This window comes from Comamonadaceae bacterium OTU4NAUVB1, assembly GCA_024372625.1.
GTDB lineage: Bacteria > Pseudomonadota > Gammaproteobacteria > Burkholderiales > Burkholderiaceae_C > Variovorax.
On the sequence record CP099605.1, the window covers coordinates 2,206,577 to 2,219,599 of the forward strand.

The following is a 13,023-nucleotide window of genomic DNA, read 5'->3' on the forward strand; positions in this document are numbered from 1 at the left end:
TCCGGTTCAGTCCAGCCCGCCCTGGCAGACGTACTTGGTGTGCAGGTAGTCGTCGAGCCCGTGGACCGAGCCCTCGCGGCCGTAGCCCGATTCCTTGACGCCACCGAAGGGTGCCGCCTCGGCCGCCAGCGCGCCCTCGTTGATGCCCACGATGCCGGCCTCCAGCGCATCGGCCACGCGCCAGACGCGCTTCACGTCGTTCGAATAGAAATACGCCGCCAGTCCGAAGGGCGTGTCGTTGGCCGCGGCGACGACCTCCGCCTCGGTCTCGAAGCGCGTGAGCGGCACCACCGGGCCGAAGGTCTCCTCGCAGGCGCAGGCCATGGTCGCGTCCGCATCGGCGAGCACCGTGGGCGCGAAATAGCGCGGCCCGAGCGCGGCCAGCCGCTCGCCACCCACCAGCACCCGGGCGCCGCGCGCGACGGCATCCTTCACGTGACGCTCGATCTTCTCGATGGCGCGCTCGTTGATCATCGGTCCGATCTGCGAGGCCGGATCGCTCGCCGGGCCGACCCTCAGCGCGCCCACGCGCGCCACCAGCCGGTCGGCGAAGGCGTCGTGGACGGCAGCGTGCACGAACACCCGGTTCGGGCAGACGCAGGTCTGGCCGCCGTTCCTGAACTTGGCCGCCATCAGGCCCTCGACGGCGGCGTCGAGGTCGGCGTCCTCGAAGACGATGAAGGGCGCATTGCCTCCGAGCTCCAGAGAGAGTTTCTTGAGCGTGTCGGCCGAGCGCCGCGCCAGGTGCTTGCCCACCGGCGTGGAGCCGGTGAAGGTGATCTTGCGCACGCGCGGGTCGTCCAGCCAGGCGTCCACCACCTCCGGCGTGCGCTCGCGCGAGGCCGTCACGATGTTGAGCACGCCCGGCGGAACCCCCGCCTCCTCGGCAAGGAACACCAGCGCCAGGGAAGTCAGCGGCGTGTCCTCGGCTGGCTTGCACACCACCGTGCAGCCTGCGGCCAGGGCCGGCGCGATCTTGCGCGCGATCATGGCCGCCGGGAAATTCCACGGGGTGATCGCCGCGACCACGCCCACGGGCTCCCGGAGCGCGAACATGCGCCGCCCCGGCACTGGCGCGGGAACGACGTCGCCGTTGGCGCGCGTGGCCTCCTCGGCGAACCACTCGATGTAGCTCGCGGCGTACGCGACCTCGCCTCTCCCCTCGGCCAGCGGCTTGCCCTGCTCCAGCGAGATCAGCATGCCCAGATCGTCCTGGTGCGCGAGCACGAGGTCGTTCCAGCGCTTGATGACCTGGGCGCGCTGCTTGGCGGGCACCTTGCGCCAGAGGGCGAATGCGGCGTGGGCGGCCTCGACGGCATCGTGCGCGGCCTCGGTGCCGCTGTCGGGCACGCGGCCGACGAGCTCCCCGGTGGCGGGGTCGGTGACGTCCAGGCGCGCGGTCGTGCCAGCGGCGTCCGGGCCATCGCGCCAGCGGCCGCCGATGAAGTTGGCATCGCGCAGCAGTTCGCCGCGTCGCAGGTTCAGGGTCAGGGTCATGGGGGGTCTCCGTGGTCGGTGGAATCGTCGCTCCGTGCGATGCGACGTGGTCAGCTCACGATGCCCAGGTGCCACGGTACGAACTCGTGGTTGCCCAGGCCGAGCGACTCGCTCTTGGTCTTCTCGCCCGATGCCGCGCGCAGGATGTGGCGGAAGATGCGTTCGCCCATCTGCTGCACGTCGACCTCGCCGTCCAGCACGGCGCCGCAGTTGATGTCCATGTCCTCCTCCAGGCGCGTGAACATGGCCGTGTTGCTCGCGAGCTTGACCGTCGGCGCGGGCTTGCTGCCGAACATCGAGCCGCGTCCGGTCGTAAAGCAGATCAGGTTGGCGCCGCTGGCGATCTGGCCGGTGACCGCCACCGGGTCGTAGCCGGGCGAGTCCATGAACACGAAGCCGGCGGCGTCGATCGGCTCGGCGTACTCGTAGACCGCCTGCAATGGCGTGGTGCCGCCCTTCATCGCCGAGCCGAGCGACTTCTCGAAGATGTTGGCCAGCCCGCCGGCCTGGTTGCCGGGTCCGACCACGCCGTTGAACTGCCCGTTGTGGCCGCGCGTGTAGTCCTCCCACCAGGCCAGGCGGTCGAGCAGCTTCTGGCCGACCTCGGGAGTGACGGCGCGGCGCGTGAGCATGAACTCGACGCCGTGGATCTCCGGCGTCTCCGACAGGATGGCCGTGCCGCCGTGGCGCACCAGGATGTCCATGGCCGCACCCAGCGCCGGATTCGCGGTGATGCCGGAGAAGCCGTCGGAGCCGCCGCACTCCAGCCCGACCTTCAGGTGCGCCGCGCTCACCGGCTGGCGCGTCACGTCGTCGACCGACGGCAGCATCGCCTCGATGGCGGCGATGCCCGCGGCGATGGTCGCGCGCGTGCCGCCGGTGTCCTGCATCACGAAGGTCTGGACGTGCGGGCCGAGCGCGAGGCCCTGCGAGGCGACGAGGTCGGCGACCTGGTTGCGCTCGCAGCCCAGCCCGACGATCAGCACGCCGCCCAGGTTGGGATGGCGCGCGTAGCCGGCGATGGTCCGGCGCAGCACGTCGAAATGCTCGCTGGGCGAGGACATGCCGCAGCCGCTGGTCTGCGCGAAGGCCACCACGCCGTCGACGTTCGGAAAGGCCGCGAGGCGTTCGGGCGTGAAGTGCGCGGCGATGTGGTGGATGGCCGTGGCCGAGCAGTTGACCGAGGTGATCAGGCCGATGAAGTTGCGCGTGGCCACGCGGCCGTCGGGCCGCACGATGCCCATGAAGGTGGCGCGCTCGGCCTCGCTCACGTAATCCACGGGACGCACGTCCTCGCAGAAGCCCGGGTCGCGGTCGAAGTCGATCAGCACCAGGTTGTGCGTGTGCACGTGTTCGCCGGCCTCGATGTCGCGCATCGCCGCGCCGATGACGGTGTCGTACTTGCGCACCGGCTCGCCCGCGGCGATGCGGCGCGCGGCGATCTTGTGGCCGGCGGGCACCTGCGCGCGCATGCGCAGGCCGAGCTCGGGCAGCACCTGGCCCAGCGCGATGGGCGCGCGCGCGATCAGCACGTCGTCGTTGGCATGCAGCCGGATCAAGGGCGACGCGGCGGACCGCGCGGCCGGCGCGGCATCGGCAGTGACCGTCGTGGCGAGGACGTGGTCCGGGACGGTGGCGGTGTCGGTTTCGGTGGTCATGAAGGCGAGGTCCGGTGGGAGGGATCGGCGGCGTTCAATTCTTGCTGATGAGTTCGCGCAGGCCGAGCCTGTCGATCAGCGTCTTCTCCCTGGCATAGCTCGCGGCGACGTACTTCTCGTAGTCGGGTGCGTCCAGGTAGAGCAGCGGCGCGTCGATGCGGGCGCAGGCGGCGGTGAATTCGGGGCTTGCGGCGGCGGCTTTGAAGGCGGCGCGCAGCCGCGCCGTCACGTCCGCCGGCAAGCCCTTCGGGCCGCCGATGCCGTTGGGCGCGTCGACCACCACGTCGTAGCCGGACTCCCTGAGCGTGGGCACGTCCTTGAACTCGGCCGTGCGCTGCTCGCCCCAGGTCGCCAGCAGCCGCAGCTTGCCGGACTTGACGTGCGGCGCCCACGAGCTCGAATCGGCCAGCACGTCGACGTGGCCGCCCATCAGACCCTGCAGCGCCTCGGCACCGCCCTTGTAGGGGATGGCGTTGAACTTCACGCCGGCGGCGAGCGCGAACTCCTCCATGCCCACGTGCGTGGCGCCGCCCAGGCCGGCCGAGCCGTAGGTGATGCGACCGGAATTGGCGCGTGCGTCGGCCACCAGATCCTTGAGCGTCTTCCAGGGCGCCTCGGCGCGCACCGCGATGCCGAAGGTCTGGCCCGAGACGCGGGCGATGTACGACAAATCCTTGAGCGGGTCGAGCGCGACGGTGCCCAGCTGCGAGAAGCGCGTCACCGAGATCGGGATCTGACCGATGGTGTAGCCGTCGGGGCGGGCCGAGGCCAGAGCCTTCAGGCCGATCATCCCGGAAGCCCCGGTCCTGTTGTCGACCACCACCGGCTGGCCCAGCTCGCGGCTCGCGGCCAAGCACAGGGCACGCATCGTGACGTCGGCCGTGCCGCCGGCCGGCCAGGGGCAGACGAAGGTGACCGGACGATCCGGATAGCCCGAGGCGAAAGCGCGGGTCGTGGAAAGCGACGCGGCGGCGGCGAGACCGCCCAGGACGAAATGGCGGCGGGTGGCACGGTGGGCGATGCGCATGTTCTTTGTCTCCTTGGTTCGTGGAGCCGCGATTCTTCGCCCTCGCTTCATTGCGATCCAATCAATTCTCGGACATGCTTCTTTCCTTTCCGGTTATGAAAAAGGGTCCCGTTGCACCATGACCGACATCGATCGCGTGCTGCGCTCCAACCTCAAGTTGCGCCACCTGCAGCTGCTGGTGGCCATCGACCGGTTCCGCCATCTCGGACGGGCCTCGGAGTTCCTGTCGGTGACGCAGCCGGCCGTCTCCAAAACCTTGGCCGAGATCGAGCGCATGTTCGACCAGACCCTGTTCACGCGCTCCACCCGGGGCACCGAGCCCACCGCCGTCGGCTCGGCCGTAGTGCGCTTCGCGCGTTCGGTGCTGGCCGAGTACGGGCGCACGCGTGACGAGATCGCAGCGGTTTCCGGCGGTGCGGCCGGCCGCACCCTGGTCGGCGCGATGGTGGTGGCCGTGCCCACGCTGCTGGTGGAGGCCGTGACCCTGCTCAAGCAGCGCTCGGCGCAGACCACCGTGATGGTCGAGGAAGGCGACCTCACGCGCCTGCTGCCGCGCCTGCGGGTGGGCGAACTCGACCTGTTCGTCGGCCGGCTGGAGCCCGGCTATGCCTCCCCCGACCTGGAGACCGAGGCGCTCTACGCGGAGCCGATGTGCATCGTCGCGCACCCGGACCACCCGCTCGCCCGCACCTCCCGCCTCGGCTGGCGGCAGCTCGCGGAAGTGCCGTGGGTCGTGCCGCCACCCTGGGCCTCCTCGCGCATCAAGCTCGAGCAGATGTTCTACAAGCACCGGCTCGCGCCGCCGTCCGACATCGTGGAGACGGCGTCCTTCCTGGTGACCCTGAGCTTCGTGCGCGAGCGCCCGGCCATCGCCTTCCTGGCGCGCGGGGTGGCGCTGCACGCGCAGAAGGAAGGGTTGCTGAAGGTGCTGAAGCTGGCGGTTCCGATCGAATTGCCGCCGGTGGGCATGATCACGCTGCGCGGGCGCGATCGCACGCCAGCCACGCGAGGGTTGATGGACTGCCTTCGCGCCTGCGCGCAACGCCGCATCGGCTCGCCCGACTTGTCATGAACACCCTGCCCTACCCACCGCCCCCGCCACCGCCCGCCGTCGATCCGCGGCGCGGCCGCCTGATCGCCTTCCTGGTGGCCGCCGCGTTCTTCATGGAGAACCTCGACGCCACCGTCATCACCACGGCGGTGCCGGCGATGGCGGAGAGCTTCGGCGTGGCGCCGGTGGCGCTGTCGGTGGGCATCAGCGCCTACCTGCTGGCGCTGGCGGTGTTCATCCCGGTGAGCGGCTGGGTGGCCGATCGCTTCGGCGCGCGCCGGGTGTTCGGCGGCGCGGTGCTGCTGTTCACGCTGGCCTCGGTCGCCTGCGGGCTCTCCGAGAGCCTGCCGGTGTTCGTCGCCGCCCGCGTCGCGCAGGGCATCGGCGGCGCGCTGATGGTGCCGGTGGGCCGGCTGGTGGTGCTGCGCGCCACCCCCAAGCGCGACCTGGTCAAGGCCATCGCCACGCTGACCTGGCCGGGCCTGGCCGCGCCGGTGCTGGGGCCGCCCCTGGGCGGCTGGATCGCCAGCACCTGGAGCTGGCACTGGATCTTCTTCCTCAACGTGCCGCTGGGCGCCGTGGCGCTGGTGCTGGCGCTGCGCTGGATCGACGACGCGCCGGGGCGGCGGCGACCCTTCGACGGCATCGGTTTCGCGGCCAGCGGCATCGGCCTGGCGGCGTTGATGTACGGGCTCGACCTGTGGAGCCACGCCACGGTCGACCGGCCGCGTGCCCTCGCCTTCACGCTCGGCGGGCTGGGCGCGCTGGCGTTCGCGCTGTGGCACCTGCGGCGCGCGGCGCATCCGCTGGTCGATCTGTCGGCCTTCGGCGTGCGCACGTTCCGCGTGTCGGTGGTCGGCGGCTCGCTGTTCCGCATCGCGATCAGCACGGCGCCGTTCCTGCTGCCGCTGATGTTCCAGCTCGCCTTCGGGCTGGGCATGGTGACCTCCGGCTTCCTGATGCTGGCGCTGTTCGCGGGCAACCTGGGCATGAAGCCAGCCACGGGTTTCGTGCTGCGGCGCCTGGGGTTCCGCGGCGCGTTGCGGGTCAACGGCGTGCTGGTGGCGCTCGGCTTCGTGGCCTGCGCGATGCTCTCGCCGACCACGCCGCTGCCGGCGATGGTGGCCGTGCTGGTGTTCTGCGGCATGTGCCGCTCGATGCAGTTCACCGCGCTCAACACGCTCGCCTTCTGCGACACCAACCCCGCGCAGACCAGCGGCGCGACGACGCTCTACAGCATGTTCCAGCAGCTCGGCGCGGGCATCGGTATCGCCTTCGGCGCCATCGCGCTGAACGTCACCGAGCGCTTCACCGGCCACGCCGGCCACCCGGGCGTGCTGGACTTCCGCATCGCGCTGGGCGCGGTGGCGGTGCTGGCGCTGCTGGCCCTGATCGACATGGCGCGGCTGCCGCCGGACGCCGGCGAGGAAGTGGTCAGGCGGCGCGCGACAGCGGCGGAATGATCCGCTCGGCCTCCAGCCGCGCGAACAGGTCGTCGAAGGCGTCGGGCGTGCTCTGGTAGCCGGTGAAGCCGGCCTTGCGGCTCTTGCCCATGTCGGCGAGCACCTCCATCGGCCGGCCCAGGTCGGCGTCGGTGTGCCACCACGACGCCAGCTTGCCCAGGTCGGCCTCGCGCAGGCCGTGGCGCCGCGCGATGTCGGCCCAGGCCGCGACGGCGTCGTCGCCCATGCGCTCGGCCAGGGGGCGCACCACGCCGTCGAAGGGCGCGGCCTCGATGCCGAAACGCCCGGCGATGCGCGGCCACATCCATTCCCAGCGGAACACGTCGCCATCGACGACGTTGAAGTCCTGGTCGCGCGCCGCTTCGCTGGTCGCCGCCCAGCGCAGGTGGTGGGCCAGCAGGCGGGCATCGGTCATGTCGGTCAGGCCGCTCCACTGCGCGGCCGAGCCCGGGAAGACGAAGGGCTGCCCGGTCTCGCGGCACAGCGTGGCGTAGGCCGCCAGCGTCACGCCCATGTTCATCGCGTTGCCCACGGCGTAGCCGATGATGGTGTGCGGGCGGTGCACGCTCCAGGTGAAGCCGTGGCGCGCGGCGGCGTCGAACAGGCGGTCTTCCTGCTCGTAGTAGAAATTGTCGACCGCCTGGCGGCCCTGCTCCTCGCGGAACGGCGTGATGGGCACGGCGCCCGTGGCGTAGGCCTCGAACGGGCCGAGGTAGTGCTTCAGGCCGGTGACCAGCGCCGCGTGGCCGCCCTTCAACGACGGACCGATGGCGTCGAGCACGTTGCTCACCATCGCGCCGTTGACGCGAATGTTCTCCTGCTCGGTGGCCTGGCGGGCCCAGGCGGTGAAGAACACGCGATTAACGTCGAGGCCTTCGAGCGCGGCGCGCAGCTCGTCGGGCCGGGTCAGGTCGGCGACGAGCGGCAGACAGCCTTCGGGCACGGCGGTGCGCCCGCGCGAGAGGCCGTGGACCGTCCAGCCTTCGGCGAGCAGGTGTTCGGAGAGCGCACGGCCGATGACGCCGCTGATGCCGATGACGAGGGCTTTGTGGGACATGGGGAAAACCCTTCCTTTGGATGCAAAAAGCGCAGGTTAGGGGGTCGGAGGCGACCTGTGCAGCGCAGGGACTTTTCGCTCGCCGGGCCGTCGCTCCGATCTGCCTTCGCACGGGCGAGGGCGGCGGCGGGCGTCCGCGCCCTCAGCCTTTCGCAGGGGTTTCGGCCTCGATCGCCATGCGCATGAGGCCCCCCATCGCATTCCCGGCGCCATGCGCCTGCGCTGCGAGGCCGGCGACCGTCCCCAGCCTGTCCGGCATCTCCTCGTCCTGACTCGCCTTGAGCTTCGCTTCGAGGCGATCGATGGGAATCTCGATGCCGACGATGGCGCGCGACATCTGCTCGATGTACGAGGCCGGCGCGTCGGCGATGCGCCATGGTGCTTGCTGCCGGGCCTCGTGCCGATTCGTCAATCGCTCCAGCATGTCCCTCTTCCACTGGGCATCTTCCACGGCATGGGCGATGCCATGCGCATGGACCACGGCGTAGTCCCAGGTGGGCACGACCTTTCCGTGCGCCTGCTTGCCCGGGTACCAGCCGGGCGTGACGTAGGCCTGCGGTCCCTGGAAGATCACGATCGAAGGCGCTTCGCCATTGAGCGCGCGCCAGACGTCATTGGCGCGGGCCACGTGGCCGATCAGCGTGCCGAAAGGCCCCCTGTCGCGATCGAGGACGAAGGGAACGTGGTTGGCTGCCAGACTCCCCTGGCCGGGACAGACCCAGGCGCCCAGCGCATACGTCTCCATCAGCGAGAAGATGGCCTCGCGGTCCGTCAGTGCATGGTGTCTGGAAACGTACATGTCGAAGTTCGGCTCAAGTGGACGCCCTCCGGAGATCGATGCGCAGGAGCCAGGGATCGATGAGGCTGGAAGCGAGTTCGATCGTCTGGTGATCGGTGCCTTCAGCGAGGAGTCTATGCCCGGAGCCTGAGTTGTCGAGGATGCAGCTGGTGCGCTCGCCGGACCTGTTGGGACGGGCAAGGACCCGGAGGCGGGGCTGCGTCGCTCCGCGATCTGCATCCCTCGTTCGTCCCGCATCGGCGCGGGTGCCGGCCGGCCCGCGCATCGTCCTTCACGCTGATGTCGTCAGAATCCCCCCATGCCGCCGCCCACCACCGCAACGACTTCCATGACGCCCCCCTCCCAGGCACGCCATCGGCCTCGCGCTCTCCTCCTGGCCGGCCTGCTGGCGCTGGCCTGCACCGGCGCCGTGTCGCAGCCGGAAACCTCCGCCATCCAGGCGCCGCGCCGGGGCCAGGCCGGCAAGGACGTCGTCTGGATCGCGACACCGGACGCGGCGGTCGACCGGATGCTGCGGATGGCCGAGGTGGGGACGACCGACCGCGTGGTGGACCTGGGCTCGGGTGACGGGCGGATCGCCATCGCGGCGGGACGCGACTTCGGTGCGCGCGCGACCGGACTCGAGTTCGACCCGGGGCTGGTCGAGCTGTCCAACCGGCGCGCGCGCGAAACCGGCGTGGCCGATCGCGTCGACTTCCAGCGCGCGGACATCTTCACCGCCGAGTTCGGCGATGCCACCGTGGTCACGATGTACCTGTTGCCCGAACTCAACCTGCGCCTGCGACCCATCCTGTTCCGCATGGCACCCGGCACGCGCGTGGTCTCGCACTCCTTCGCCATGGGCGACTGGCGACCTGACGAGACAGCCACCGTCGGCAGCGCCGTGCTGCATCGATGGACGGTACCCGCCAACGCGGCCGGTGTCTGGCGGGTGCGTCCGACCGGCGCATCGGACGCTCGCGGCATGCCCGCCGAATTGAGGTTCACCCAGCGGTTGCAGCGGTTGGAAGGCCATGCGTCGTTCGGCGCGCTGAGTGCCGGCGCGGTGCGTCCCGAACTCACCGGCGAGGCCCTGGTCTTCGGCCTGCGCGACAGCGACGGCGTGCTGCTGCGCGTGCGGGCACGCATCACGGGCGACCGCATGACCGGCACGCTCGCGAACGACGCCGGCACGGTCGGATCGTTCGAAGCCGAGCGCGTGGACGCCGCCCCGCCCATCGAAGGCGTCGAATCGACCCAGGCCGAGCGCGAAGCCGCCGCCCGGGTGCTCGACTGACGTGGCGTGAGGGGATCACGGGGTCACGGGATGACGGGTTCAGGGACCGCTCGGAAAAGGTCCACGACGCCAGAGGGAACCTCGTGCCGCGCTCGGCATGACCGATCGAATGCGAGCAGGGCCTCGCTCGCCCCGCCCGCCATCGGCCGGGCTCGAGCGACCGAACGATCGGCGGACGGACGCGGAACCCGGCGTCCGCACGCTCACGGTCATCCGAACGTCGCAGCGAACGGCTCTGGGGGCCGCCTCAGATCGACTCGACCTGTCTCGAATGTGAAAGCCTGCAGCTCAGTCCCGGATCCATGGCCAATTCCCAGCCATAGCCCGGCTTCAGGTGCAGCAACTCGCCGATCTGCGTCAGGGCTGCATCGGCGGTGGGCGCGGTCGCGCGCTTGCGCAGGGTTTGAAGGCTCGGCACCATGCTCCTGAGCCAGGACCTGGACACTCTGGAATCGATGTTGAAGAACAATTCCAATGCGAGATCGAACTCGTCCTGCTTGACCACCACGGGCTTGTCGCGGACGAATATCAGGCCGGAGTCGACGCAGAACCGATATTCATCCCACTCGAGCTGGCGCTCGTTCACTGGCAGCCCGTTCTTCTGCAGGAACGCGCGGAGCGTCCGGCAGAGTTGCGCAAAGTAGAGCGAGTTGGGCAACAACATGTCGTTGTTCCTGAAACCCGGTATCACGCCGCTCGAGTGCATGGAAACGGAATGGACGATGGGCATCGCATCACCCACGGCCTCGCGGACCCTTTCGCCGATCGACGGTGTGTTGGCGTCTTTCTGCCCATTCGATGGGACATGCTCGAGATTCACCATGGCGAGCTCTTGCGCACGGTCACCGATTTCCAGGAACTCGTCGACGGACACGAAGATGAGGACCGAGCATCCCATCAAACGGAAGGCCCGACGGCCGTACTCGCGATTGCGCGGAGTGGTCGCGATGACCGCGACACGTGGTGGACGGCCTGCGGAGAGAGATGTTCTGACCGTCATGGCTGGCTCCGCAGGCCAGAGACCGGGCAATTCCAATCGCCTGAAACCTTTTTGAAAAACTGTTTCACTGGCATGGCATCGGCAATCGATGCATCGATTCTCGTCATATCCCATTCGTCCTCTTGAATTTGGCCATCGACACCCACCCAGCCCAAATGTTCCCATCGTTTAATTCAACGCGTTTCTCAGACTCTAAATAAGAGCTTTGGACTGACAAGCCGATATGATGTAACACCAAGCTCAACAAAGAACTTTTTATTAAGATATGTTCAGAATAAAAACGGGATCGAGCAGCATCATTTCCGGATCATGGCTATGATCACGCACAGACACTTGGAACTAGATCGTCAGCGCGTGAAAAACTGGTCTTTTCCTTTGACAGTCATTTGAGATACAAGTGATCTCAAAAACACGGGATCCAGCGGTTTATGGACGAGCTTCACATGAGGCAAATCGTTGAGAACCACATTGGGATCGCCAGTCATCACGATTCCCATCATCAAAGGATCTTTGTAAATATTTCTTAATTCCAAGATGACATCCGGCCCGAACTCGATCGGGCTCAAATGATTGTCCGCAATGACAAGCGCAGGTTTCCGTTCTTCGTTCAGGACGGCCTTGAGATCCATCAGCGTTTCCCCGCTCGCCGTGTCGTATCCCCACCGCTCGAGCAGTGCCACCAGGGCCTCGCGCGCATAGAAATCGTCATCGACGACGGCGATCAGGGTATCCGGAAGCGGCTCGCTGTAAGGCATGCGAGTGTCGCTGTCACCGGTTTCCCTGCGTTTTTCAGCCAGTGGAACATTGACTTCGAATATCGAGCCCACGCCAACCGTAGACGCCACATGAACATCGATTCCTTGTATGACCGCGGCGCGATGAACGATGGCCAGACCCAGGCCGACGCCGTCTTTTTCCGTGATCAGCGATTCCAGACGAACATAGGGATGGAAGATGTCGTCGAGACGACTCGCAGGAATGCCGATCCCGCTGTCGCAGACGCTGATCACGACGTTGTCGTACTGGACGTTGCATTCGATGCGCACGCCTCCTGCGGCCGTGTACTTGATGGCGTTTGAGATGAGATTGAGGAGCATGCGCCGAAGCAGACTGGCATCGGCTCGAACCCATATTTCCTCGTCGGACTGGATATCGAAACCCAGTCCCTTTCTTCGCGCGATCGGCTCCTGGCTGGTTTCGAGCTGGCGAAGGATCGTTGTAAGGGAAATGGCTTCGAGTCGCTTGGCGGGAAGTTGTTGTTCGAGCGTGCTCAGGTCCATCGACTCCATCAGCATCTGAGCAATCAGATTCGAGATTTCACGCAATTTGTCAAGATTCTTCTTGATCACTTCGACGTCCTCATGCTCATCGACATGTGCGAGAACCAGTCTCATCGCGTGGACAGGCTGCTTGAGATCGTGGCTGGTGACGGCGAGCAACTGCACACGTGCGCGGTCCGCCGCTTCCAATTGCCGGTTCTTCTGTTCCATGTCATCGACGAGTGTCTGATTGCTCGCGGCAAGCAGGAAGAACCGGGAACCGGCACGGTGATGGATGTAGCTCATCAGCACGTTGAGGGCCCATGCGACCAGCAGGAACCAACCCACATGAATTTCCAACGCGTCCGGCCGTGCTTCCCAGGCATACACGAAAGGGAGAAGCGCCGTGGAAATCAGAACGAGCAGGGCTGGAAGAACCGCGGACACGTAGACGACGGCGCCGGTCGTCACGAGCAGGACGAAACATGTCAGCACGAGTTGCCTCGCCGGACTGAGTCCGGGCAGCGCGATCAACGCCAGGCTGCCGAGAATTGCGCCGTGAGCAAATTCTGAAACGAGCACGAATCGCCGCCATTGCGTCACGTTGTCCGGCAAGGAATGATCGATGTCGTCGTTGTAGAGGGAGGTCGCGATCGTCCGGATGGCAATGTAGACGAGATAGAGGGTGGCCCACAGGGCGGACGTCGCTTGCGAAACGCCGGGATGGATGATTAAGAGCGCCGCGACGGCGAACGCCAGATAAACAGGCAGGAACCCATTGCCCACGCCCATCACAGCCGCCAACTCGAAATTCCTGACGATCTGTCGATGACTTTCCTCGACTTCGGAATAAGCCGGTTTGTTCATGGAATTTTCCTATAAACGCTGCGCGAAAAACTTTTTTCACTGCCAGAGCTTTTCGCCGCCGTCCCGGAC

At 67.4% G+C, this 13,023-nt stretch carries 10 protein-coding genes; 3 read left to right on the forward strand and 7 right to left on the reverse strand.

Translation table 11 applies throughout. The features are described from left to right. Positions 1-6: 6 nt before the first annotated feature. From NF681_13870 to NF681_13880, 3 genes are read right to left on the reverse strand one after another with little or no spacing between them, the layout of a single operon-like run. Positions 7-1,491, reverse strand: coding sequence for an NAD-dependent succinate-semialdehyde dehydrogenase (locus tag NF681_13870; GenBank protein ID UST55779.1), 1,485 nt, complete (start codon positions 1,489-1,491; stop codon positions 7-9). Positions 1,492-1,547: 56 nt separating this feature from the next. Next, positions 1,548-3,155: an altronate dehydratase family protein gene (locus NF681_13875; GenBank protein UST53402.1), complete on the reverse strand. Its 1,608-nt coding sequence runs from the start codon at positions 3,153-3,155 to the stop codon at positions 1,548-1,550. 34 nt (positions 3,156-3,189) lie between these two features. Next, positions 3,190-4,182 carry a tripartite tricarboxylate transporter substrate binding protein gene (locus NF681_13880; GenBank protein UST53403.1) on the reverse strand — a complete coding sequence of 331 codons (993 nt, stop codon included), beginning with the start codon at positions 4,180-4,182 and terminating at the stop codon, positions 3,190-3,192. 118 nt (positions 4,183-4,300) lie between these two features. On the opposite strand from NF681_13880, the gene NF681_13885 reads away from it, so the two are divergent. Together NF681_13885 and NF681_13890 are read left to right on the forward strand one after the other, a co-directional pair. Continuing rightward, a complete protein-coding gene (locus NF681_13885) occupies positions 4,301-5,254 on the forward strand; it encodes a LysR substrate-binding domain-containing protein (protein UST53404.1) in 954 nt (317 codons plus the stop codon). Continuing rightward, entirely contained in the window at positions 5,251-6,696 is a 1,446-nt protein-coding gene (locus NF681_13890; protein ID UST53405.1) for a DHA2 family efflux MFS transporter permease subunit, read from the forward strand. The genes NF681_13885 and NF681_13890 overlap by 4 nt, the downstream gene beginning before the upstream one ends. On the opposite strand, the gene NF681_13895 is transcribed toward NF681_13890, so the two are convergent. Both NF681_13895 and NF681_13900 read right to left on the reverse strand, forming a co-directional pair. Further along, positions 6,668-7,753: an SDR family oxidoreductase gene (locus tag NF681_13895; protein UST53406.1), complete on the reverse strand. Its 1,086-nt coding sequence runs from the start codon at positions 7,751-7,753 to the stop codon at positions 6,668-6,670. The genes NF681_13890 and NF681_13895 overlap by 29 nt on opposite strands. Before the next feature lie 142 nt (positions 7,754-7,895). Next, on the reverse strand, positions 7,896-8,552 hold the full coding sequence (locus NF681_13900; protein UST53407.1) for an FMN-binding negative transcriptional regulator: 657 nt from the start codon (positions 8,550-8,552) through the stop codon (positions 7,896-7,898). 328 nt (positions 8,553-8,880) lie between these two features. On the opposite strand from NF681_13900, the gene NF681_13905 reads away from it, so the two are divergent. Continuing rightward, the gene (locus tag NF681_13905; GenBank protein ID UST53408.1) at positions 8,881-9,828 is read left to right on the forward strand and encodes a class I SAM-dependent methyltransferase; all 948 of its coding nucleotides are present in this window, start codon (positions 8,881-8,883) and stop codon (positions 9,826-9,828) included. 247 nt (positions 9,829-10,075) lie between these two features. Here the strand turns inward: NF681_13905 and NF681_13910 are convergent, their stop codons facing one another. Both NF681_13910 and NF681_13915 read right to left on the reverse strand, forming a co-directional pair. Further along, positions 10,076-10,828 (reverse strand): hypothetical protein, encoded by a 753-nt coding sequence (locus tag NF681_13910; GenBank protein UST53409.1) that lies wholly within the window; start codon positions 10,826-10,828, stop codon positions 10,076-10,078. 347 nt (positions 10,829-11,175) lie between these two features. Then, positions 11,176-12,954, reverse strand: a complete 1,779-nt coding sequence (locus tag NF681_13915) for an ATP-binding protein (GenBank protein UST53410.1) — start codon at positions 12,952-12,954, stop codon at positions 11,176-11,178. Positions 12,955-13,023: the final 69 nt, after the last annotated feature.

Bases quoted from the DNA above. Each gene is read 5' to 3' on its own strand.
- NF681_13875 (UST53402.1), bottom strand. From the start codon at position 3,155: ATGACCACCGAAACCGACACCGCCACCGTCCCGGACCACGTCCTCGCC.
- NF681_13880 (UST53403.1), bottom strand. From the start codon at position 4,182: ATGCGCATCGCCCACCGTGCCACCCGCCGCCATTTCGTCCTGGGCGGT.
- NF681_13885 (UST53404.1), top strand. From the start codon at position 4,301: ATGACCGACATCGATCGCGTGCTGCGCTCCAACCTCAAGTTGCGCCAC.
- NF681_13890 (UST53405.1), top strand. From the start codon at position 5,251: ATGAACACCCTGCCCTACCCACCGCCCCCGCCACCGCCCGCCGTCGAT.
- NF681_13895 (UST53406.1), bottom strand. From the start codon at position 7,753: ATGTCCCACAAAGCCCTCGTCATCGGCATCAGCGGCGTCATCGGCCGT.
- NF681_13900 (UST53407.1), bottom strand. From the start codon at position 8,552: ATGTACGTTTCCAGACACCATGCACTGACGGACCGCGAGGCCATCTTC.
- NF681_13905 (UST53408.1), top strand. From the start codon at position 8,881: ATGACGCCCCCCTCCCAGGCACGCCATCGGCCTCGCGCTCTCCTCCTG.
- NF681_13910 (UST53409.1), bottom strand. From the start codon at position 10,828: ATGACGGTCAGAACATCTCTCTCCGCAGGCCGTCCACCACGTGTCGCG.
- NF681_13915 (UST53410.1), bottom strand. From the start codon at position 12,954: ATGAACAAACCGGCTTATTCCGAAGTCGAGGAAAGTCATCGACAGATC.